General features: G+C 69.7%; 26 protein-coding genes, 1 tRNA gene and 1 riboswitch. Of the genes, 16 read left to right on the top strand and 11 right to left on the bottom strand.

The features are described 5' to 3' along the window. The first annotated feature begins 72 nt into the window (after nucleotides 1-72). From clpS to MTR79_RS29150, 8 genes are all read left to right on the top strand, one after another. Nucleotides 73-390 carry an ATP-dependent Clp protease adapter ClpS gene (gene clpS, locus MTR79_RS29180; protein WP_244792366.1) on the top strand — a complete coding sequence of 106 codons (318 nt, stop codon included), beginning with the start codon at nucleotides 73-75 and terminating at the stop codon, nucleotides 388-390. Between the two features lie 68 nt (nucleotides 391-458). Next, on the top strand, nucleotides 459-1,064 hold the full coding sequence (locus MTR79_RS29175; RefSeq protein WP_086701795.1) for a DUF2017 domain-containing protein: 606 nt from the start codon (nucleotides 459-461) through the stop codon (nucleotides 1,062-1,064). 356 nt (nucleotides 1,065-1,420) lie between these two features. Continuing rightward, complete coding sequence (locus tag MTR79_RS29170) at nucleotides 1,421-2,959, top strand: alanine/glycine:cation symporter family protein (protein ID WP_086701793.1); 1,539 nt, start codon at nucleotides 1,421-1,423, stop codon at nucleotides 2,957-2,959. Between the two features lie 419 nt (nucleotides 2,960-3,378). Continuing rightward, the gene (locus MTR79_RS29165; protein ID WP_244792364.1) at nucleotides 3,379-4,797 is read left to right on the top strand and encodes an amino acid permease; all 1,419 of its coding nucleotides are present in this window, start codon (nucleotides 3,379-3,381) and stop codon (nucleotides 4,795-4,797) included. A 133-nt stretch (nucleotides 4,798-4,930) separates the two neighbouring features. Further along, a complete protein-coding gene (locus tag MTR79_RS29160; protein ID WP_033277492.1) occupies nucleotides 4,931-5,353 on the top strand; it encodes a M67 family metallopeptidase in 423 nt (140 codons plus the stop codon). Between the two features lie 79 nt (nucleotides 5,354-5,432). Next, entirely contained in the window at nucleotides 5,433-5,528 is a 96-nt protein-coding gene (locus MTR79_RS33735; protein ID WP_310887537.1) for a putative leader peptide, read from the top strand. Nucleotides 5,529-5,616: 88 nt separating this feature from the next. Next, nucleotides 5,617-5,895 carry a MoaD/ThiS family protein gene (locus MTR79_RS29155; protein WP_048460548.1) on the top strand — a complete coding sequence of 93 codons (279 nt, stop codon included), beginning with the start codon at nucleotides 5,617-5,619 and terminating at the stop codon, nucleotides 5,893-5,895. Nucleotides 5,896-5,900: 5 nt separating this feature from the next. Further along, nucleotides 5,901-6,851 (top strand): cysteine synthase, encoded by a 951-nt coding sequence (locus MTR79_RS29150; RefSeq protein ID WP_086701791.1) that lies wholly within the window; start codon nucleotides 5,901-5,903, stop codon nucleotides 6,849-6,851. Nucleotides 6,852-6,917: 66 nt separating this feature from the next. On the opposite strand, the gene MTR79_RS33655 is transcribed toward MTR79_RS29150, so the two are convergent. Next, the gene (locus MTR79_RS33655) at nucleotides 6,918-7,052 is read right to left on the bottom strand and encodes a hypothetical protein (RefSeq protein ID WP_086701800.1); all 135 of its coding nucleotides are present in this window, start codon (nucleotides 7,050-7,052) and stop codon (nucleotides 6,918-6,920) included. 202 nt (nucleotides 7,053-7,254) lie between these two features. Between MTR79_RS33655 and MTR79_RS29145 the strand changes: the two genes are divergently transcribed. Next, on the top strand, nucleotides 7,255-8,007 hold the full coding sequence (locus tag MTR79_RS29145; RefSeq protein ID WP_114873878.1) for an MBL fold metallo-hydrolase: 753 nt from the start codon (nucleotides 7,255-7,257) through the stop codon (nucleotides 8,005-8,007). A gap of 76 nt (nucleotides 8,008-8,083) precedes the next feature. Here the strand turns inward: MTR79_RS29145 and MTR79_RS29140 are convergent, their stop codons facing one another. Next, the gene (locus tag MTR79_RS29140; RefSeq protein WP_048460545.1) at nucleotides 8,084-9,334 is read right to left on the bottom strand and encodes a PTS transporter subunit EIIC; all 1,251 of its coding nucleotides are present in this window, start codon (nucleotides 9,332-9,334) and stop codon (nucleotides 8,084-8,086) included. A gap of 210 nt (nucleotides 9,335-9,544) precedes the next feature. Further along, entirely contained in the window at nucleotides 9,545-10,852 is a 1,308-nt protein-coding gene (locus MTR79_RS29135) for a PTS transporter subunit EIIC (protein ID WP_244792362.1), read from the bottom strand. Nucleotides 10,853-11,036: 184 nt separating this feature from the next. Between MTR79_RS29135 and MTR79_RS29130 the strand changes: the two genes are divergently transcribed. From MTR79_RS29130 to rdgB, 4 genes are all read left to right on the top strand, one after another. Continuing rightward, on the top strand, nucleotides 11,037-11,270 hold the full coding sequence (locus MTR79_RS29130; protein ID WP_033277486.1) for a PTS glucose/sucrose transporter subunit IIB: 234 nt from the start codon (nucleotides 11,037-11,039) through the stop codon (nucleotides 11,268-11,270). Between the two features lie 111 nt (nucleotides 11,271-11,381). Beyond that, on the top strand, nucleotides 11,382-12,119 hold the full coding sequence (gene rph, locus MTR79_RS29125) for a ribonuclease PH (RefSeq protein ID WP_048460543.1): 738 nt from the start codon (nucleotides 11,382-11,384) through the stop codon (nucleotides 12,117-12,119). 142 nt (nucleotides 12,120-12,261) lie between these two features. After that, entirely contained in the window at nucleotides 12,262-12,660 is a 399-nt protein-coding gene (locus tag MTR79_RS29120) for a hypothetical protein (RefSeq protein ID WP_048460542.1), read from the top strand. Nucleotides 12,661-12,697: 37 nt separating this feature from the next. Beyond that, a complete protein-coding gene (gene rdgB / locus MTR79_RS29115; RefSeq protein ID WP_244792360.1) occupies nucleotides 12,698-13,300 on the top strand; it encodes an RdgB/HAM1 family non-canonical purine NTP pyrophosphatase in 603 nt (200 codons plus the stop codon). Nucleotides 13,301-13,346: 46 nt separating this feature from the next. Here rdgB and MTR79_RS29110 read toward each other — a convergent pair. From MTR79_RS29110 to bcp, 4 genes are all read right to left on the bottom strand, one after another. Continuing rightward, nucleotides 13,347-13,418: transfer RNA gene (locus MTR79_RS29110), tRNA-Leu, on the bottom strand. Nucleotides 13,419-13,433: 15 nt separating this feature from the next. Then, on the bottom strand, nucleotides 13,434-13,691 hold the full coding sequence (locus tag MTR79_RS33730; RefSeq protein WP_348538764.1) for an HNH endonuclease signature motif containing protein: 258 nt from the start codon (nucleotides 13,689-13,691) through the stop codon (nucleotides 13,434-13,436). A gap of 236 nt (nucleotides 13,692-13,927) precedes the next feature. Next, nucleotides 13,928-14,581, bottom strand: coding sequence for an HNH endonuclease signature motif containing protein (locus tag MTR79_RS29100; protein WP_244792356.1), 654 nt, complete (start codon nucleotides 14,579-14,581; stop codon nucleotides 13,928-13,930). Between the two features lie 137 nt (nucleotides 14,582-14,718). After that, the gene (gene bcp, locus MTR79_RS29095) at nucleotides 14,719-15,186 is read right to left on the bottom strand and encodes a thioredoxin-dependent thiol peroxidase (protein WP_244792354.1); all 468 of its coding nucleotides are present in this window, start codon (nucleotides 15,184-15,186) and stop codon (nucleotides 14,719-14,721) included. Between the two features lie 139 nt (nucleotides 15,187-15,325). Between bcp and MTR79_RS29090 the strand changes: the two genes are divergently transcribed. From MTR79_RS29090 to MTR79_RS29080, 3 genes are all read left to right on the top strand, one after another. Beyond that, nucleotides 15,326-15,655, top strand: a complete 330-nt coding sequence (locus MTR79_RS29090; protein WP_048460539.1) for a DUF3618 domain-containing protein — start codon at nucleotides 15,326-15,328, stop codon at nucleotides 15,653-15,655. A gap of 63 nt (nucleotides 15,656-15,718) precedes the next feature. Next, the gene (locus tag MTR79_RS29085) at nucleotides 15,719-16,072 is read left to right on the top strand and encodes a co-chaperone GroES (protein WP_006131657.1); all 354 of its coding nucleotides are present in this window, start codon (nucleotides 15,719-15,721) and stop codon (nucleotides 16,070-16,072) included. A 76-nt stretch (nucleotides 16,073-16,148) separates the two neighbouring features. Continuing rightward, nucleotides 16,149-16,213: riboswitch (guanidine-III (ykkC-III) riboswitch) on the top strand. Between the two features lie 33 nt (nucleotides 16,214-16,246). Then, nucleotides 16,247-16,567: a multidrug efflux SMR transporter gene (locus MTR79_RS29080; protein WP_244792352.1), complete on the top strand. Its 321-nt coding sequence runs from the start codon at nucleotides 16,247-16,249 to the stop codon at nucleotides 16,565-16,567. 254 nt (nucleotides 16,568-16,821) lie between these two features. Here MTR79_RS29080 and MTR79_RS29075 read toward each other — a convergent pair whose 3' ends face one another. The 4 genes from MTR79_RS29075 to MTR79_RS29060 all read right to left on the bottom strand — a co-directional run bounded on the left by MTR79_RS29075 (nucleotide 16,822) and on the right by MTR79_RS29060 (nucleotide 21,385). Beyond that, a complete protein-coding gene (locus tag MTR79_RS29075; RefSeq protein WP_244792350.1) occupies nucleotides 16,822-18,339 on the bottom strand; it encodes an ATP-binding protein in 1,518 nt (505 codons plus the stop codon). After that, on the bottom strand, nucleotides 18,336-19,073 hold the full coding sequence (locus tag MTR79_RS29070) for a response regulator transcription factor (RefSeq protein ID WP_086701782.1): 738 nt from the start codon (nucleotides 19,071-19,073) through the stop codon (nucleotides 18,336-18,338). Before MTR79_RS29070 ends, MTR79_RS29075 begins: the two co-directional genes overlap by 4 nt. A gap of 136 nt (nucleotides 19,074-19,209) precedes the next feature. Further along, nucleotides 19,210-19,875: an ABC transporter ATP-binding protein gene (locus MTR79_RS29065; protein ID WP_244792348.1), complete on the bottom strand. Its 666-nt coding sequence runs from the start codon at nucleotides 19,873-19,875 to the stop codon at nucleotides 19,210-19,212. A gap of 37 nt (nucleotides 19,876-19,912) precedes the next feature. Further along, complete coding sequence (locus MTR79_RS29060) at nucleotides 19,913-21,385, bottom strand: ABC transporter permease (protein WP_244792346.1); 1,473 nt, start codon at nucleotides 21,383-21,385, stop codon at nucleotides 19,913-19,915. Nucleotides 21,386-21,449: the final 64 nt, after the last annotated feature.

Here is a 21,449-nt window from a genome sequence, read left to right as displayed (position 1 = left end):
AGTCTGACGATTTAGCTGCCGGGGCGGTCGTGAGCGGGCCGGTTTGTGCGACCACCCCCCTCCGGTGGCAGCATGGGCAGTGTGACGTCACCCGCACCCCTGGAGATCGAACGCACCGAGTCGGCGGAGGAGGCCTTCGCCGTACCCGAGCCCGACGTCCCGTGGGTCACGATCGTCCACAACGACCCGGTCAACCTCATGAGCTACGTGACGTACGTCTTCCAGTCGTACTTCGGCTACTCCAAGGACAAGGCCACCAAGCTCATGCTCGACGTCCACCACAAGGGCCGGGCCGTCGTCTCCAGCGGCACCCGCGAGGAGATGGAGCGCGACGTCCAGGCCATGCACGGCTACGGCCTGTGGGCGACCCTCCAGCACGACCGGAAGTGAAGCCGGACATGACCGCCCGGGACGTGGCCCGACCCCGCCCGCAGGACCGGAAGTAGCGAATCGCCTCCATGCCAGGACACTTCGAACCGCTCCCCGGCGGCGGCGCGGCCGTCGCCCTCGACGACGTCGAGATCTCCATCATCCGCTCGCTCGCCGTGCAGCTGATGGAGATCATCGGCCCCGGCCCGGCCGAGGAGTCCGGCGGCGACCCGCTCGCGGAGCTCTTCGCCGAGGGCCCCAGCGAGCCGCCCTCCGACCCGGTGCTGCGCCGTCTCTTCCCCGACGCCTACGTCGACCCGGAGGGGACCGAGCGGCCCGAGAAGGCCGAGGAGCAGCGGGCGTACTCCGCCGAGTTCCGCCGCTACACGGAGAACGACCTGCGGGCCGGCAAGCGGGAGAACGCGCTGGCGGTGATCCGTTCCCTGGACGGGCTGAGGGCCGCGGCCGGCGAGGGCGAGGCGGTGCTCAAGCTGACGCCGGAGGAGTCCGTGCGCTGGCTCGGCGCGCTGAACGACCTGCGCCTGGCGATCGGCGCCCGGCTGGAGATCACCGACGAGGACGACAGTGACGTGCTGTTCCACCTCTCGGACGAGGATCCGCGCAAGCCGATGGTGATGGCGTACCTCTGGCTGGGTGGTCTTCAGGAGACGCTCGTCTCGACGCTGACGCCGTAGAGACATCCGGATGACCGGAAAGTGATGCGAAGCGTTCGCTCAGAAGAACCTCAAGTCCGAATAACGATCGTGTCACCGCCCCTGCGGATTTGTGCCGCGGGGGCAATTTTATGTGATCTGGGTCACGCGGAGGCCCGTAAGGGCGTGGTAAGAATTCGCAACCCGCTTGCGCCGCCGACGCGGATGTGAGCAACGAAGCCGGTCATCACCGGTGTGCACGCCTGCCCGACACGGACGCGGCCCCCTCCCCCGGGGGCGTCCCCTACCGCCGTCGCCGGACCGGAACGCGGGCCATGCCTGAGCCGTCCCCGACTCCTCACCTGCCGGAACGACCCCGCCCCACCTGAGGAAGTTCGATGTCACTCGACTCCATCACCACGACCATTGACGACGCCGTCAGCGATTTCTTCGACCCTGTCGCGACCACGGTCGGCGACATCGTCTTCTACACCGTTCCCGTCGCCGGGACGGACCTCCCCCTGATCGTCGCCTGGCTGGTGATCGCCGGCCTGGTCTTCACGGCCTGGTTCGGGCTCATCCAGGCCCGCAAGCTCAAGCTCGCCTTCGACGTCGTGCGGGGCCGCTACGACGAGAAGGACTCCCCCGGCGAGGTCAACCACTTCCAGGCGCTCACGGCCGCCGTCTCCGGCACCGTCGGCCTCGGCAACATCGCCGGTGTGGCCGTCGCCGTCTCCATCGGCGGCCCCGGCGCCACCTTCTGGATGATCCTCTGCGGCCTGCTCGGCATGGCCACCAAGTTCGTCGAGGTCACCCTCGGTGTGAAGTACCGCGAGCAGCACCCCGACGGCACCGTCTCCGGCGGTCCGATGCACTACCTGCCCAAGGGTCTCGCCGAGCGCTTCGGCCGCGGCGGCGCCAAGCTCGGCAAGGTGCTCGCGGTCCTCGCCTCCGTGATGATCCTGTTCTTCGGTCTGTTCGGCGGCAACCTCTTCCAGACCAACCAGAGCTACGCGCAGATCTCCTCCACCTTCGGCGGCGAGGACGGCTTCCTGGCGTCCTCCGCGGGCGCCGTGCTGTTCGGTCTCGTGGTCGCCGCCCTGGTGGGTCTCGTGCTGCTCGGCGGCATCCGCTCCATCGCCTCGGTCACCAGCCGTCTGGTGCCGGCCATGGCGATCATGTACGTCCTGGCGTGTCTGGTCGTCATCCTGGTCAACGTGACCGCCGTGCCCGACGCCATCGGCACCATCTTCCAGGGCGCCTTCGAGGCGGAGGGTGTCGCGGGTGGTGTCATCGGCGCCCTGATCGTCGGTTTCCAGCGCGCCGCCTTCTCCAACGAGGCCGGTCTGGGCTCCGCGCCCATCGCCCACTCCGCGGTGAAGACCAAGCACCCGGCGAGCGAGGGCCTGGTCGCCCTGCTGGAGCCGTTCATCGACACGGTCGTCGTCTGCACCATGACCGCGCTGACCATCGTCATCGCGGCCCCCGCCAGCTGGGACGCGGCCCGCGAGGGCAACGAGATCGGCGGTGTCACGATCACCTCCGACGCCTTCGAGACCGTGCTGCCCTGGTTCCCGAACCTGCTGACCGTCGCGGTGCTGCTGTTCGCCTTCTCCACGATCCTCACCTGGGGCTACTACGGTCTGAAGGCATGGACGTACCTCTTCGGCCGCAGCAAGGTGAGCGAGACCGTCTTCAAGGCGGTGTGGAGCGTCTTCGTGATCGCGGGCTCGCTGCTCTCGCTCGACTCGCTGATCAGCCTGGCCGACTCGGCGCTGTTCCTGCTGTCCGTGTTCAACATCATCGGCCTCTACCTGCTGGCCCCGGTCGTCAAGCGTGAGCTGAACTCCTTCCTCACCTACGTCCGCAACCGCCACTCGGGCGCGGCGGAGGCGGACGCCGGCCCCGCGGAGCCGGAGACGGCCAAGGCGCCCTGAGCGTCCCTTCCGGCCCCAGGGGCCCGTCCGCACCGCGCGCCGGTGCGGACGGGCCCTTTCCGTTTCCGGTTTGACCTGCAACTTGTGCGCAAATGTTCGCTCAACGGTCGCTCAAATCCGCTTAACGGTTCCGTCAAACGAGCCACCGCCTTTCCGTCTCCGGGCCGCGTTTGTCCCCCTTTTCCTGTGCGCCACGTCACAAGCGGGGCAGTCGGCCGTCCCGTCGCCCGTGATAGACCTTCACGACCGCCCGGCGAACGCCACCCGAACGTTCGGCCGGGTGCGCCACCGAGCCGGTCACCGCCGGCCAGGCACGGGCGGACCCGCGCGTCCGCCCAGCTCCATCAGTCCGGGGGGATCGAGACCCGATCCGCGGCCGACAGTCGGCCCGGGTCGGCATGGAGAAAGGCGCACTACGCATGACCTCTGCGAAGGTCACCGAAGCCTCCGAAGAGGGGTACGAGCGCGGGCTCGGCAGCCGCCAGGTCCAGATGATCGCCATCGGCGGCGCGATCGGCGTCGGCCTGTTCATGGGCGCCGGCGCGAACATCGCCAAGGCCGGCCCCAGCATCATCCTCATGTACGCCCTCGCGGGCGTGGTCATCTTCTTCATCATGCGGGCCCTGGGCGAGCTCCTCCTCTACCGGCCCGTCTCCGGCTCCTTCGCCGAGTACGCCCGCGAGTTCCTCGGCCCGTTCTTCGGGTTCGTCACCGGCTGGACGTACTGGCTGATGTGGGTGGTCACCGGCATGGCCGAGCTGACGGCCGCCGCCATCTACATCCACTTCTGGTTCCCCGGGATCCCGCAGTGGGTCAGCGCCCTGGTCTTCCTCGTCGTGCTGTTCGGCGTGAACCTGATCTCCGTCAAGATCTTCGGCGAGGTCGAGTTCTGGTTCTCGATGATCAAGGTCACCGCCATCATCGGCATGATCGTCATCGGTCTCGGCGTGCTCACCCTCGGCTTCTCCGACGCCGGCGACACCGCCGCCGTCTCCAACCTCTGGTCCCACGACGGCTTCTTCCCCAACGGCATCGGCTCCAGCCTGATGACCCTCCAGGGCGTCATGTTCGCCTACCTCGCCGTCGAGCTCGTCGGCGTCACCGCGGGCGAGTCCGAGAACCCCGAGAAGACCCTGCCCAAGGCCATCAACACCCTGCCCTGGCGCATCATCGTCTTCTACGTCGGCGCCCTGCTGGTGATCCTCTCCGTCGTCAAGTGGACCGAGTTCTCCGCCGGCGAGAGCCCCTTCGTGCACGCCTTCGGCGAGATCGGCATCCCGCTCGCCGCCGGCATCGTCAACTTCGTCGTGCTCACCGCGGCCCTGTCGTCCTGCAACTCCGGCATGTACTCCACCGGCCGGATGCTGCGCGGCCTCGCCGCCAACAACGAGGCCCCCAGGGCCTTCGCCCGGCTCAACGCCCGCAGGACGCCCGCCGTCGGCATCACCGTCTCCGTGGCCCTCATGGGCATCGGCGTGATCCTCAACTACGTCGTCCCGGAGAAGGCGTTCGCCTACGTCACCTCCGTCGCCACCGCGGCCGGCATCTGGACCTGGATGATGATCCTCGTCAGCCACATCCGTTACCGCCGCGCCGTCGACGCCGGCCGGCTGCGCGCCTCGTCCTTCCCCGCCCCCGGCGGCGCCCTGTTCAGCTGGGTCGCCCTGGCCTTCCTGCTCGGCGTCACCGTCATGATCGCGGCGGACGCGGACGCCCGCGTCTGTCTCTACGTCGCGGCCGGCTGGGCCGTCGCCCTGGGCGTCGGCTGGACCGTGCTCAGGAAGGGGAACCCGGCGATCGCGGACCGCGACGAGGACCGGTTCGAGAAGGTCGGCTGACCACCCCGGAGGACACCGGCGCACGGGGTGCTCTCGTGGGGTTCCCCGCCGCCATCCGCTCCAGGTGTCCGGCATACGGGCTGTTCCGTACCACCCCTCGGTACGGAACGGCCCGTCTGCTTATCCTGAGCCCATGCTGACCATCACCCAGGCCCTCCACGACCAGATCGTCGCCCACGCCCGTGAGGACCACCCCGACGAGGCGTGCGGCGTGGTGGCGGGCCCGGTGGGCTCCGGCCGCCCCGAGCGTTTCATCCCCATGCTGAACGCGGCCCGCTCGCCCACGTTCTACGAGTTCGACTCCCAGGACCTGCTGAAGCTGTACCGGGAGATGGACGACCGCGACGAGGAGCCGGTGGTCATCTACCACTCGCACACCGCGACCGAGGCCTACCCCTCGCGCACCGACATCACCTACGCCAACGAGCCCGGCGCCCACTACGTGCTGGTCTCCACCGCCGACACCGACGGCGCAGGCGACTTCCAGTTCCGGTCCTTCCGGATCGTGGAGGGCGAGGTCACGGAGGAGGAGGTGCGCGTCGTTGACGCGTACTGATCCCGCATGACGGATGGTCCACGTCCGGGATGTGGGATCACACCCCGGGACCCCGACAGGGAATCGATACGATGAGTGCATGGTTCTCTTCGACGTGGGCGACAAGGCGCCGGGCATGCTGCTCGTGGCGCGGCTCCACGTCGACCTGTGCAGGCTGAACAGCGCCATCTGTTGACGTTCCGCAGCCGCCTGCGGCCCTGAGCCGCGGCGCCGCCGTGCGCCTTCGAAGAACCCACGACACCTTCCGACAGGAGCCCTCAGCCATGGCCATCGAGGTCCGCATCCCCACCATCCTCCGCCAGTACACCGACGGTCAGAAGGCGGTGGAGGGCAACGGGGACACCCTCGCCGAGCTCTTCGCCGACCTCGAGACCCGGCATGCGGGCATCCAGGCCCGCATCGTGGACGACGGCCAGCTGCGCCGGTTCGTCAACGTCTACCTGAACGACGAGGACGTCCGTTTCCTCGACGGCATCAGCACCAAGCTGAGCGACGGCGACAACGTGACGATCCTGCCGGCCGTCGCCGGCGGGATGGCCTGATCCGCATGCGGTACGACTCCCCGCTGGCCGCGGTGGGCAACACCCCCCTGGTGCGCCTGCCGCGGCTGTCGCCGTCCGCCGACGTCCGCATCTGGGCCAAGCTGGAGGACCGCAACCCCACGGGCTCCATCAAGGATCGTCCCGCCATGTTCATGATCGAGCAGGCGGAGAAGGACGGCCGCCTGACCCCGGGCTGCACGATCCTCGAGCCGACCAGCGGCAACACCGGCATCTCCCTCGCCATGGCCGCGAAGCTCAAGGGCTACCGCATGGTGTGCGTGATGCCGGAGAACACCTCGCAGGAGCGGCGCGACCTGCTCGGCATGTGGGGAGCGGAGATCATCTCCTCCCCGGCCGCGGGCGGCTCCAACACCGCCGTGCGCGTCGCCAAGGAGCTGTCCGCGGAGCACCCGGACTGGGTGATGCTCTACCAGTACGGCAACCCGGACAACGCGGGCGCCCACTACGCGACCACCGGCCCGGAGATCCTCGCGGACCTCCCGTCCGTCACGCACTTCGTCGCCGGCCTCGGCACCACGGGCACCCTCATGGGCGTCGGCCGCTACCTGCGCGAGCACAAGCCCGACGTGAGGATCGTCGCCGCCGAGCCGCGCTACGACGACCTGGTCTACGGCCTGCGCAACCTCGACGAGGGCTTCGTGCCGGAGCTGTACGACGCGTCCGTCCTCACCACCCGCTTCTCCGTCGGCTCCGCCGACGCGGTCACCCGCACCCGCGAACTCCTCCAGCAGGAGGGCATCTTCGCGGGCGTCTCCACCGGCGCCGCCCTGCACGCCGCGATCGGCGTCGCGAAGAAGGCACAGAAGGCCGGCGAGTCCGCCGACGTGGTCTTCGTCGTCGCCGACGGCGGCTGGAAGTACCTGTCGACGGGCGTCTACACGGCGGCGACGACGGAAGAAGCCATCGCAACGCTCCAGGGCCAGCTCTGGGCGTAGTCCGTCACGCGTGACGTGCCAGGGCCGGGGACACACTCCCCGGCCCTTCCTCCGTCCCGGGCGGACTCACTCCGCCTCCCCCTCCTTCTCCCGGCGACGGTCCCTGCGGGGCCGGTGGCCTCTGCCCCAGCCGTCGACGAGGGCGGTGACCAGGGCGAGCAGGACCACCGCGGCGAGTGCGAGCCACCAGGCCGTGTTCATGCCCAGACCGTACCGGCGCGAGCTGTGAGCGCGCGCCCCCTCCCGCCCCGGCACGCGCTCCTTCCAGCCGAACCGGTGACAGCACAGGTGAGTTCGCCCACAACGGCGCCTGGTGGAGGAGCGACCGCAGGTTTTGCGCCTTACGCTCGACGAACCGCACGACCCCCGTCTTCTCCCACCCGCCAGCGGAGGTTTCTGCTTCATGAAGCTCACCGTCGTCGGCTGCTCGGGGTCGTTCCCGTCCGCGGAATCGGCCTGCTCGAGCTACCTCGTCGAGGCCGACGGCTTCCGGCTGCTCCTCGACATGGGCAACGGCGCCCTGGGCGAGCTGCAGCGCCACTGCGGTCTCTACGACCTCGACGCGATCTTCCTCAGCCATCTGCACGCCGACCACTGCATCGACATGTGCGCCTACTTCGTGGCGCGTTACTACCGGCACGACGGCGGCCGCTGCGCCCCGCTGCCGGTCTACGGCCCCGAGGGCACCGAGCACCGGCTGACGACCGCCTACGCCGACACCCCCTCGGCCTCCTCCATGAGCGAGGTCTTCGACTTCCACACGGTCAAGCCGTCCACCTTCGAGATCGGCCCGTTCCTCGTGCACACCGAGCGCGTCGCGCACCCGGTCGAGGCGTACGGCATCCGCATCGAGCACGGCGGGAAGACGCTGACCTACTCCGGCGACACGGGGGTGACCCCGCTGCTGGACGACCTCGCCCGGGACGCCGACCTCTTCCTGTGCGAGGCCGCCTTCACACACGGCAAGGAGAGCATCCCGGACCTGCACCTCAACGGCCGTGAGGCGGGCGAGTCCGCGGCCCGCGCCGGGGCCCGCCGGCTGATCCTCACGCACATCCCGCCGTGGACCGACCCGCAGGTCAACCTCACCGACGCGCGCGCGGTGTACGACGGCCCGGTGGGACTGGCGGCGCCGGGAGCGACGTACGAGATCTGAGCGCGGCAGCCCTGTGCACGTGGACGGCCCCGGAACCTGCTCGGTTCCGGGGCCGTCCACGTCGTACGCGGAGGCGTCACGCCTTCGTGGTGTCCTCCAGCTCCTCCTCGGGCTCACGTCCCGGGGTGGGCAGGTCGAACTTGGTGATGGCGAAGCGGAAGAGCACGTAGTAGATCACCGCGAACACCAGGCCGATCGGGATGATCAGCCACGGCTTCGTCGCCAGGTTCCAGTTCAGGGCGTAGTCGATGAAGCCCGCCGAGAAGGTGAAACCGGCGTGCACACCGAGCGCCCAGGTGATCGCCATGGACAGCGCGGTCAGCACCGCGTGGATCACGTACAGCGCCGGGGCGATGAACATGAACGCGAACTCGATCGGCTCGGTCACACCGGTCACGAACGAGGTCAGCGCGAGCGAGAGCATCATGCCCAGTACGGCCTTGCGGCGCTCGGGGCGGGCGGCGTGCGCGATGGCGAGCGCGGCGGCCGGCAGGCCGAACATCATGATCGGGAAGAAGCCCGACATGAACTGGCCGGCGTCCGGGTCACCGGCGAAGAAGCGGTTCAGGTCGCCGTGGACGACCTCGCCCGCCGCGTTGGTGAAGTCACCGATCTGGAACCAGGAGACGGTGTTCACGAACTGGTGCATGCCGATGGGGATCAGCGCGCGGTTGATCAGACCGAACAGACCCGCGCCCGCGGCGCCCAGACCGGTGATCCACTCGCCCGCGTCGGAGATGAGGTTGCCGATCGGCTCCCAGACCAGGCCGAAGAAGACGCCCACGAGGGTGCCGACGAAGGCCATGATGATCGGGACGAGGCGGCGGCCGTTGAAGAAGCCGAGCCAGTCGACCAGCCGCTTGCGGTGGTACCGCTGCCACAGCACCGCGGCCAGCAGACCCATCAGGATGCCGCCGAGGACGCCCGGGTTGTTGTACGTCGCGGCTATGTCCGCGCCGTCCTGGACCTTCGCCTCGGTGACGGGGAAGGCCTTCAGCACGTTGCTGTAGACCAGGAAGCCGACGAGCGCGGCGAGCGCGGTCGAGCCGTCGGCCTTCTTGGCGAAGCCGATGGCCACACCGATGCAGAACAGCATCGGCAGGTTGTCGAAGATGGCGCCACCCGCGGTGGCGAAGACGGCCGCGACCTTGTCCCAGCCGAGGCCGTCCGCGCCGAACACGTCCGGCTGGCCGAGGCGCAGCAGGATGCCCGCCGCCGGCAGGACGGCGATCGGGAGCTGAAGGCTGCGGCCGACCTTCTGCAGGCCCTGGAAGAGGCCGGATCCCCGCTTCTTTGCGGGGGCCGCCGAGTCGGTGGCGGTGCTCATACTTCCTCCATCGGTGGTGGTCTACACCACTAGTGGTGTAGACCTGTTGTAGCACGATGAAGGCCACGTAAGGAACCCGCGAATCCGCGACTGTGCGACTACGCACGGTGCCCCTGCGGGAGCGCCGGACAGACCCCTTCACGGGCGCACCGAAAAGCCCCCGGAACTCAAGATCCCGAGGGCTTGGACAGCCGCCTCCAGCCTAGGAGATCAGCGCCGCGTCGCGTCCTCCACCTCCTCCTCCGGCTCCCGCCCCGGAGTCTTCAGGTCGAACTTCGTGATCGCGAACCGGAACACCACGTAGTACACCGCCGCGAACACCAGCCCGATCGGGATGATCAGCCACGGCTTCGTCGCCAGGTTCCAGTTGATGACGTAGTCGATCAGCCCCGCTGAGAAACTGAACCCGTCGTGCACCCCGAGGCCCCACGTCACCGCCATCGACACACCCGTCAGCACCGCGTGCACCGCATACAGCGACGGCGCCACGAACAGGAACGAGTACTCGATCGGCTCCGTGATGCCCGTCACGAACGACGTCAGCGCCACCGACAGCATCAGACCGCCGATCTCCTTGCGCCGGTCCGGCCGCGCACAGTGCGTGATCGCCAGCGCCGCCGCCGGCAGCGCGAACATCATGATCGGGAAGAACCCCGACAGGAACTGCCCCGCGTCCGGGTCGCCCGCCAGGAACATGTTGATGTCACCGTGCACCACCCTGCCGTCCGGCGTCGTGTACGTGCCGAACTGGAACCAGATGGGCACGTTCAGGAACTGGTGCAGCCCGATCACCAGCAACGCCCGGTTCGCGACCCCGAAGACGCCCGCACCCCACGCGCCCAGCCCCGTCATCCAGTCGCTGAAACTCTCCAGCGCGTCACCGATCGGCGGCCACACCCACAGACACAGCGCCGCGAACACGATCGCCGCGAACGCCATGATGATCGGCACGAGCCGCCGCCCGTTGAAGAAGCCCAGCCAGTCCACCAGCTTCGTCCGGTGGAACCGCTGCCACAGATACGCCGCCGTCAGACCGATGACGATGCCCCCGAACACCCCCGGATTCTGGTAGTCGAACGACGTCACCGTCCCGTCCGCCAGCTGACAGCCGACGTTCGGCACCGCCTGAGACCCCTCCGGACAGTCCTTCGGGAACTGCCGCAGCACAGTGAAGTAGACGAGGAACCCCGCCACCGCCGCCAGCGCCGTCGACCCGTCCGCCTTCTTCGCCATCCCGATGGCCACACCCACACAGAACAACAGCGGCAGCCCCAGCGAACCGTCCAGCAGTGCCCCGCCCGCCCCCGCCATCACCTTCGAGACGTTCGTCCAGCCCAGCCCGTCGTCCCCGAACACGTCCGGCTGCCCCAGCCGGTTCAGGATGCCCGCCGCCGGCAGCACCGCGATCGGCAGCTGCAGACTCCGCCCCATCTTCTGCAGCCCCTGGAACAACCGGTGCCAGCGCTCCCGCAGAGGGCTCGGTCCGGCATCGGCGCCCACGGGACTCTCCGTACTCATCAAGTCCCCTTCGCTGGACGGCTCCGAGGGTTTGGCGGCAGTCCCCCCGGTGGTGTAGACCAGTGAGGCAGGACGGTTCCGCTGTCGTGACGCCCATCATCGAGCGCCCACGACATGACCGCTCGCAAAGATGGGCCAACTGTGGGTTACTGCGACAAAGCGGTTCGGATCAGGGAGAACGAACATGGCCACCAAGGCTGAGAAGATCGTTGCCGGGCTCGGCGGCATCGACAACATCGAAGAGGTCGAGGGCTGCATCACCCGCCTCCGCACCGAGGTCGTCGACCCCTCCAAGGTCGACGACGCCGCCCTCAAGGCCGCCGGCGCCCACGGCGTCGTCAAGATGGGCAGCGCCATCCAGGTCGTCATCGGCACCGACGCCGACCCCGTCGCCGCCGAGATCGAAGACATGATGTGAACCACCGCACCACCTGACGCGCGCACCGCGGCCCCACCGGCCGCCACCGCACCCGGGCCCTTCCCCCAGCACGGGGAAGGGCCCGCCGTCTCTGCGGCTAGGCTCGACGCCATGTCTCGCATCGACGGCCGCACCCCCGAACAGCTCCGCCCCGTCACCATCGAACGCGGCTGGAGCAAACACGCCGAAGGCTCCGTCCTCGTCTCCTTCGGCGACACCAAGGTCCTCTGCACCGCCTCCGTCACCGAAGGCGTCCCCCGCTGGCGCAAGGGCAGCGGCGAGGGCTGGGTCACCGCCGAATACGCCATGCTCCCCCGCGCCACCAACACCCGCGGCGACCGCGAATCCGTCCGCGGCCGCATCGGCGGCCGCACCCACGAGATCAGCCGCCTCATCGGCCGCTCCCTGCGCGCCGTCATCGACTACAAGGCCCTCGGCGAGAACACCGTCGTCCTCGACTGTGACGTCCTCCAGGCCGACGGCGGCACCCGCACCGCCGCCATCACCGGCGCCTACGTCGCCCTCGCCGACGCCATCGGCTGGGCCCAGGGCAAGAAACTCGTCAAGCCCGGCCGCAAACCACTCACCGGCACCGTCGCCGCCGTCTCCGTCGGCATCGTCGCCGGCGTCCCCCTCCTCGACCTCTGCTACGAGGAGGACGTCCGCGCCGACACCGACATGAACGTCGTCTGCACCGGCGACGGCCGCTTCGTCGAGGTCCAGGGCACCGCCGAGGCCGAACCCTTCGCCCGCGACGAACTCAACGCCCTCCTCGACCTCGCCGTCACCGGATGCACCGAACTCGCCGCCGCCCAGCGCACCGCACTCGATACCCTCCTCGAAAAGTAAAAGGCACCCCAAGACCCGTGGTCGGCGCGAGCAACCGCGCCGACCCCCGCCGCGTCTGAGGGGATACGGGCGCACGGGCACCCCCCCGCGCGCCCCGCCGACACACCGGGCCCCACCGGCCCGACGAGGGAGGGAACCATCCATGGCAGCGAGCCGCCGACGCCGCACCGCAGCCGTCGCCGCCACCCTGGCGGCCGTCGCGCTGACCACCGGACTCACCACCGGCTGCTCCGCCGTCGACAAGGCACTCGACTGCGTCCGCACGGCCGACGCCGTCGCCGAGAGCGTCACCGACATGCAGCAGGCCGTCGAGAACGCCTCCAACGACGTCACCCAGCTCGAGGAAGCCCTCGACTCCGTCGAGACCAACCTCGGCACACTCCGCGACGAGACCGACAACGCCGACGTCGGCAAGGCCGTCGACGACCTCGAGAAGGCCGTCGCCAACGTCCGCACCTCCGTCGACAACGGCGACACCACCCCCGACCTCAGCCCCGTCACCGACGCGGCCGGCGAACTCACCAAGGTCTGCACCCCGTAGCGACGGCCCCCGTCATGGGCCCAGGGATACTGGGCCCATGACCCGCCTGATCCTCGCCACCCGCAACGCCGGAAAGATCACCGAGCTCCGCTCGATCCTCGCCGACGCGGGCCTGCCCCACGAACTCGTCGGCGCCGACGCCTACCCCGACGTCCCCGACGTCAAGGAAACCGGCGTCACCTTCGCCGAGAACGCCCTCCTCAAGGCCCACGCCCTCGCCCGGGCCACCGGCCTGCCCGCCGTCGCCGACGACTCAGGCCTCTGCGTCGACGTCCTCGGCGGCGCGCCCGGCATCTTCTCCGCCCGCTGGGCCGGCCGCCACGGCGACGACAAGGCCAACCTGGACCTGCTCCTCGCCCAGCTCTCCGACATCGCGGAGGAACACCGCGGCGCGTCCTTCGCCTGCGCGGCGGCCCTCGCGCTGCCGGACGGCACGGAGCGGGTCGTCGAGGGCCGCCTGGACGGCACCCTCCGCCACGCCCCGGCCGGCACGAACGGCTTCGGCTACGACCCGATCCTCCAGCCGGAGGGCGAGACACGCACGTGCGCGGAGCTGACCCCGGAGGAGAAGAACGCGATCAGCCACCGGGGGAAGGCGTTCCGGGCGCTGGTGCCGGTGGTGCGGGAGTTGCTGGGCTGATGCGGTAAGGGGGCCTGCCTCTTTCGAGACAAGCCCCCTCCTCGTGTACGCCCGGTCGGATTCGAACCGACAAACACGACCACCTAAAGGTCGCCGCTCGCCGTTGGCGTACGGGCGCAAGCACGGATCCACTTTACTGGGCGGACGTCCGCTGTCGCTGGCCTCCTCGGCACCATGTGTCTGTCGTCGAGTGACAATTGGGGCAGAGTAGGCGCAAATTGTCCCTGCGGTCGTCGCTCCAGTCCCCGTTGATGTGATCGATCTCGAGAGTCATCGACCTGCCGAGCCACTCGGGGCCCGTACCGCACTCGGCGCACTCGTTCGGCACGCCGACTCCGAGCAGCGCCCGGCGCAGCAGCACGGCGCGGGTGCGGCGACTGCCGTCGTGCATGACCAGGATGTCCTCTGGTGGTCTGAGGGGAGTCACGCCCGGCTTGCCCCGCTGGTGGGCCTGCCCCAGGAAGTGCGCCGTCGAAAGGTTCTCCTCCGCGATCCAGCGACGCAGGAGGGTGCGCTGAGTCTCGGTGTAAGGGCGCCCGAGGCAGCGAAGTGTTGCCGCGATCGACACGGATTCGGCGACTGCCGTCCGCAATTCTTCGAGGGCGGGCCGCTCCTGCCTCCGTGTCCTCATACCGCGCCCTCACCCGCCCGTCGCTTGGCCCTGCCCCGGTAGTCGTCCGTGGTCGAATGGCAGTTGGGGCACAGCAGCCGGAGATTGCCGATGCGGTTGTCGCGCCAGTTGCCGTCGACGTGATCGACCTCCAACGGCAACGGACGGCCCCGCCATCGCGGCTCAGTACCGCACATCGCGCAGCGCTCGGGTACGCCGGACGCCGTCATCGCCCACTTGAGCCGGTCGCTCGGGATACGCCGGGCCTGACCGGCCGACTGCTCGACGAGTACCGTCTCGGGCGTCCTGCGCTGCCGGGGAACACCGCGTCGGGTGGGCGTGCGGAAGTGCGAGGTGTCGATCCCGTACGCCTTGATCCGGCGGCTGATGTGGGTGTGGTGCCCTCCGACCACCTCGAGGCCGAGGCGGCGCAGCACCTCGCACATGTTCGTCGACGCCGCGACCGCTTCTTGGAGGATGTCCCGCGTCCACTTCACGCCCTCGCGCTGGAAGTGGGACGTGTCGACGCCGAGCCGTCTCATGCGGCTCAGCACGTACCGTCGCGTCGAACTCCTCGGGTCCACTCCCAGCCGCTCCAGCGCCTCCGTCAGCGTCCGAGACTCCCGAGCCGCCTCCTCCAGCCGTTCCTTCGTGTACGCGCTCGCCCCCATCGAACCCCCTCCGTGCTCCGTCCACGTGTTCGTGGTCTCGTACGGAGCAACGATCCGGATATCGGACGGTCACGTACGGAAAGCGGAACGGCCTGTACCGGAGTGCCGGTGCAGGCCGTTCCGAAGGGGCAGCCGGGTCAGATGCCCAAGTCCTTGATGATCTTGGCCACGTGGCCCGTCGCGCGGACGTTGTAGAGGGCGTGCTCGACCTTGCCCTCCTCGTCGACGACGATCGTGGAGCGGATGACGCCCATGTAGGTCTTGCCGTAGTTCTTCTTCTCGCCGAACGCGCCGTAGGCGTCCAGGACCTTCTTGTCCGGGTCGGCGAGCAGGGTGACCTTCAGGTTCTCCTTCTCGCGGAACTTCGCGAGCTTCTCCGGGGCGTCCGGGGAGATGCCGATCACGTCGTACCCGGCCCCGGCCAGCAGGTCGAGGTTGTCGGTGAAGTCGCACGCCTGCTTGGTGCAGCCGGGCGTCAGCGCCGCCGGGTAGAAGTAGACGATGACCTTGCGGCCCTTGTGGTCGGCCAGCGACACCTCGGTGCCGTCGGCGTCGGGCAGGGTGAAGGCGGGGGCCTCGTCCCCGGGCGTCAGGCGTGCGCTCATCGGTCTCGTCTCCTCGTACGTGCACTGCGTGGATCAGGTGCCGGGATCGAGGGTAACCGGGGGTCCTGACAGTGCGGCGCGGCCTGAAGCTGACAGACTGTCCGGCACAGGCAACACAGCGGATCGTGGAGGCGACACGGTGGCGGACACGGCGGACACCAGGACCCCGGCGCAGATCGAGGCGGACATCGCGCGTCGCCGTGCGGTGCTGGCGGAGACCCTGGACGAGATCGGGGTGCGGGTGCACCCGAAGACGATCGTGGGTGACGCGAAGGCCAGGGTCGTGTCGAACGTGGACCACACGCTGGGGCGCGCCTATGTGGGCGTCAACCGTGTGGTGAGTGATGTGAAGGCGCAGTTCGTGGACGAGACGGGCTCGCCGCGGCTGGAGCGGGTGGTCCCGGTGGGGCTGCTGGTGGTGGGTGTCGTGGGGCTGCTGGCCCTGGGCACCCGTAAGCGGCGGCGCTGAGGTGTCGGCGGACGGGTCCCCCTCCCGCGTGCGTCCGTCGTCGAGGCAGGTAGGTTTCAGGCTGTGAGCGCCAACAGAAACGACAGTTCCCCGCACGACAAGCTGCCGATCCGGATGCTGCACGACCGTGTGCTCGTGCGGCAGGAGACCGGTGAGGGCGAGCGGCGTTCGGGGGGCGGCATTCTGATTCCCGCGACGGCGGCGGTGGGCCGTCGGCTGGCCTGGGCCGAGGTGGTCGCGGTGGGACAGAACGTGCGGACGGTGGAGCCCGGTGACCGGGTGCTGTTCGACCCGGAGGACCGTGCGGAGGTCGAGGTGCGCGGGACGGCGTACGTGCTGATGCGGGAGCGCGATCTGCACGCCGTGGCCGCGGACCGTTTCGAGGGGTCGGAGGACTCGACCGGCCTGTATCTGTAGTCCCAGCTGTGCGGAAGGGCCGGTGACACCCGTCACCGGCCCTTTTCGCGTGGTCGGCTACCGTGGGAGGTCCTGCGCGGCCTCGCCGTGCGGGCCCCGACGAGACGCGCCGTACCGGGGTGAAGGCAAAGACGACGCACCCCCGTTTCGCTGTCGTGTCCCGGAGGTGCCGTCATGGCCTGGGTTCTGCTGGTGGTCGCCGGTCTGCTGGAGGTCGGCTGGTCGGTCGGCATGAAGTACACGGACGGTTTCACCCGTCTGTGGCCGAGTGTGCTGACGGGCGCCGGCATCGTGACGAGCATGCTGCTGCTGTCGTACGCGGCGCGGACGCTGCCGATCGGGACGGCGTACGGCGTGTGGGTGGGGATCGGCGCGGCCGGGGCGGCGGTGCTGGGCATGGTGGTGCTCGGGGAGCCGGTGACGGCCGCGCGGATCTTCTTCATCTGTCTGCTGCTGGTGGCCGTGGCGGGCCTGAAGGCGACCTCGGGTCACTAGGGGCGGCCAGGCGGTTTCGTTCGGATCATCGGGTGGACCGGAGGAAGGTGTCTGTGCTGTGGCGTCCTGCCCGGAGGATGGTCGTCGTCTTCTGGTGACGGGTCGCGGTGTCGCGCCACTGCTTACGGCGGTTGCTGCGCCGGCTTCGGGTGCGCGGCCGCGCTGCTGGGCCGGGCGCGGGCGGCGAGTGAGCAGGCGTCGGCCGTCGTGCGGGAGCCGCTGCAGGTTTGCTCGGCGGGCCTGCAGCTCGGGGATCAGTTTGCTGGAGGGAGTGGCAGGACGAGGCGGAAGGTGACGCCGCGGTCCTGGCCCGTGTCGAGTTCGAGGCGGCCGCCGTGGCCTTGGGCGATGGCCGTGGCGATGGCCAGGCCCAGACCGGAGCCGCCTCGTGCCCGGGTGCGTGCGGGGTCCGCCCGGTAGAAGCGCTCGAACACGCGCTCCGCGTGGGTGGCCGTCAGCCCGGGGCCGTCGTCTTCGACCTCGAGGACGGCGACTCGGGTTCCGGCCGGGAAGGGTGGTGCCATGCTGACGCGTCCCCGTGCGTCGGTGCCACCGGTGCGGGCACTGGCCCGGCCCGCTCCTACGCGCACGAGGATCCGGGTGCCGGGTGGGGTGTGGGTGTGGGCGTTCGCCAGCAGGTTGTCGACGATCTGCCGGAGACGGTGGGGGTCTCCCACGGCTTCCACCACATCTAGTTCGCCCTCTCCCTCCCCGTCGGTGTCGGCGGTGCGCTCGCGCAGGGGGGACAGGCTCACGGGGTGATTCGGTCGCTGCAGGGCTGCCGCGCTCACCGCGTCTGCTGCAAGGGACAACAGGTCTACGTATTCCTGCTGGTAGTCGGGGCTCCGGTCCAGTTGGGCGAGTAGTTGAAGGTCGTCGACGAGCAGGCTCATCCGCTCCGCGTTCTGGGCGATGTGCCGGTCGGCTTCCTGGCGCTCCTCGGCGGTGCGGCGGTCGGAGCGCAGTGCGAGCTGGGCGAATCCCTGGATGGCGGTCAGCGGGGTACGCAGTTCGTGTCCGGCGTCGGCGACGAAGCGGCGCAGTCGCATCTCCGAGGTCTCGCGTTCCCGCAGGGCCTGCTGGAGTCGGTCGAGCATGGTGTTCAGCACGGTGCCGAGCCGTCCGATCTCGGTGTGCGGGTCGGTGTCCGGCAGCCGCAGGTCGAGCTGCCCGGCGGTGATGGCCTCGGCGGTGTGCTCCACGCGGGTCAGCGGCAGCAGGCTGAGCCGGACCACTCCACGGCCCAGTACCCACAGGGCTGCCACGGTGATGACGAGGAGCAGGCCGTTCAGCCACAGGATCTTTGACGTCGCCCCGTCCACGGTGTCGAGTGGCAGGGCGATGACGACGGTCAGGTCGCGTGGTCCGTCCCGCCGCAGGACGCGCCAGTTCCCGTCTCCGGTCTCGGCCGCCACCGAGGTCGGGCTGCCTTCGGTCGGCAGGCGGTCGATGCTGTCGGGGAGCCGGGGGCCCGGCTTGTCGTCGGAGCCGAGTGTCTGGGGCAGGCGGTTGCCGCGGGCGTCGTAGAAGTAGACGTGGAAGTCCGAGGGCAGCGCCCCGGGTTCCGGATTGCGGGGGCGGCGTGTGTCGAGGAGGGCGGAGGCAGGCATGGGCCGGAAGTCGGCGAGCCGCTGGTCGACGCCGTCGAGGAGCCAGGACCGCAGGACGAGGAAGCCGATCAGCTCGGCGGCCAGCACGGCCAGGGTGGCCAGCACGGTGACCCCGAGGACGAGACGCCGGCGCAGTGAGCGGGGCGCGCGGAGGCCGGTCAACGGTCCGCTGCCCCTTGGCCCGTGCGCGGCAGCCGCAGGCTGTAGCCCACGCCGCGGACGGTGTGGATGAGGGGCGGGTCGAAGCGGTCGATCTTCTTGCGCAGGTACTTGATGTAGGTCTCGACCACGCGGGTGTCGCCCGCGAAGTCGTACTGCCAGACATGGTCGAGGATCTGGGCTTTGCTCACGACCCGGCCGGCGTTGTCCAGGAGGTAGGACAGCAGCTTGAACTCGGTCGGTGAGAGCTGTACGTACTGGCCGGCCCGGTGCACCTCGTGTGCCCTCTCGTCGAGTTCGAGGTCGGCGTAGCGCACGACGGTGTCCGGCAGCAGGGCCTCGGGGCCGAGGGTTCGCCGCAGGATGGCCTGGATGCGCAGGAGTACTTCCTCGATGTTGAAGGGTTTGGTGACGTAGTCGTCAGCGCCGATGCTCAGCCCTTTGATGCGGTCGTCCACGCCGGTGCGTGCGGTGAGCAGAAGAACGGGCACGAGGTTGCCGGCCGTGCGCAGCCGGCGGGTCACCTCGTAACCGTCGAGGTCGGGCAGCATGATGTCCAGCAGGATCAGGTCGGGCTGCAGGCGCGCGGCCTCGGCCAGCGCGGCGAGTCCCGTGTCCGTGCTCCGCACGTGGTAGCCGGTGAGACTCAGCGTCGATTCGAGCAGCGTGCGGATGCTGGGCTCGTCCTCGACGACGAGGAGCCGGTGCTGCCGGTTCTCTTCGGTCCGCTCGGTCATGTCGGCACTACGTTCCGTTCTCTCCCCAGGCCCGGCACTCGCCGGCCCGTCGTGGAGGCTGTTCCCGCACCGGGTCCGGTGCGTCGTCGGCGTGTGGGGCGCGCCGGGCCCGGTGCGGGTGCGCAGCGGCGTTGTGTCAGGCAGCCAGCTTGCCCTTGCGGAGCGTGATGGCCCTGGGGGCGTGTTTGGCCAGGTGGGAGTCGTGCGTGACCATGATGAAGGTGAGTCCGTCCTCCTTGCAGCGGGTCTGCAGGACGTCCATGATCTCGTCGCGGGTGGTCTCGTCGAGGTTGCCCGTCGGTTCGTCCGCGAGCAGGACCTGTGGCTTCTTGACCAGGGCCCGGGCTATCGCCACTCGCTGCTGCTGGCCGCCGGACAGCTCGCTGGGCACGTGGCCCAGCCGCTCTCCCAGCCCGACCGAGGTGAGGGCCTCGGCGGCCAGTTCGCGCCGCTCCTTCGGCTTGACGCCCAGCGGCACGAGGGCCGTTTCGACGTTCTCCTGGGCGGTGAGGGTGGGGATGAGGTTGAAGCTCTGGAAGACGAAGCCGATCTTCTCGCTGCGCAGGCGGGTCAGGCGGGCCTCCGGCAGCTTCGCCAGGTCGACGCCGTCGAGCAGCACACTGCCGGAGGTCGGCCGGTCCAGGCCGCCGAGCATCTGCAGGAGGGTCGACTTGCCGCCGCCGGTGGGGCCCTTGATGACCAGGTAGTCACCTGCGGTGATGGTGAGGTCCACTCCGGCGAGCGCGTCGACAACGCCCTTGCCGCGGGTGTAGCGCCGGGTGACGCCGGTGAGTTCGTACATGGTGTGGTTGCTCCTGCGGAGGTGGGACGAGGGCCGGTCAGGCGACGCGGGAGAGGGCGTCGGCGGGGCGGAGCCGGGAGGCGCGCCACCCGCCGAAGCCACCGGCGACGAGGCCGCCCGCGACGGCGAGGCCGACGGCCAGGACGATCACGGAGAGGCTGACCGGTGCGGTGAGCACCACGTCCAGCGTCCGTGCGGCGGTTTCGCGTGCGGCACCGCCGGGGCCGCCGCCCATTCCGCCACCGCGACCGCCCATGCCTCCACCGCCACCGGGGCCGCTCGTACCGCCGCCCGAAGCGCCCAGTTCCGCGGAGAGCGAGGGCCCGAACGCGGTAACCGCCCAGGCGCCGGCCAGGCCCAGCCCGATGCCCAGCGCGCCACCGGCCAGGCCCGTCACGACGGCCTCGCCGACGACCTGCCCGGTGACCCGGCGCGAGCGCCAGCCCAGGGCCTTGAGGGTGCCGAACTCCCGCACGCGCCGGGCGACGGCGGACGAGGTGAGCAGGCCGGCGACCAGGAACGCCGCCGCCAGGACCACCACGGACAGCCAGCGGCCGACCGTCTCGGCGAGGCCGGAGGCGGTGGACAGCGACCCCGAGACGGTGTCCGCCAAGTCCTCGGAGGTGGTCACGGTCGCGTCCGGAACCGCCTTGAGCACCGCCGATTCCACCGCACCGAGCTGCTGTGCGTCGTCGGCCTGTACGTAGACGGTGGTGATCTTGTCCTTGGCGTCGGCCAGGGTCTGGGCCTGGGCGAGCGGCAGGTAGACGTTGGCGGCGGCGTCCCCGCTGGTCGCCGTGGCGACACCGATGATCTCGAACTTCGTGTCGCTCACCGTGACCGTGCCACCGGCCGCCAGCTTCTTCTCCTGGGCGTAGGCGCTGTCCACCACGGCCACCTTCGCCGATGCCTCCGACGTCTCGAAGCCGCGCCCCTCGGTGATCTCGGAGGAGGACAACGGACCCATCTCCGGATGGGTGACATCGGTGCCGTACACGGTGAAACTGTCGATGGAGAAGTCGGCGCCACCGCCCGTCACCTCACCATCCGAGCCGCCACCCCGCCCAGCGCCCGGCCGCTGCTGGAACTGGCCGCGGCTGAACTCGCCGTCGACCTTCACCACATTGAGGCTGAGCCCGCCCACGGCCTCCGACACACCGTCCGCCTTCGCCACGGACGGGACCGTGGCGGCGTCAAGAGTCTGCAGGCCCTGCACCATGACCCGGTCACTGCTCTGCCGCTCCCCGTCCTCCCCTTCGCCACCTGCGTCGAAGCGGAATCGCGGCCGCTCGCCCCCGGTCTCCGACGGCGGCTCCGGGGCCTTGGTAACGGTCATGTCGGTACCCAGCCCGTAGAGCGATTCGAGGACTTGGTCCTGGGCCTTCCCCATGCCGGTGGAGACGGCGTTGACCACGATGACAAGAGCGATACCGAGTGCCAGCCCGGAAGCGACGACCAGCGCCGACTTTCTCCGGCGGCGCAGCTCACGGCGCAGATAGGTGAAGAACATGCGCCGCAAGCTATGCGCGTGGCCTGGTAACACCGTGAGCGTTGTGTGAGAGAACGCCGAGAGT

Source organism: Streptomyces sp. BJ20, assembly GCF_022869105.1.
Taxonomy (GTDB): domain Bacteria; phylum Actinomycetota; class Actinomycetes; order Streptomycetales; family Streptomycetaceae; genus Streptomyces; species Streptomyces griseoincarnatus.
This window is presented reverse-complemented; position numbering and strand designations above follow the sequence as displayed.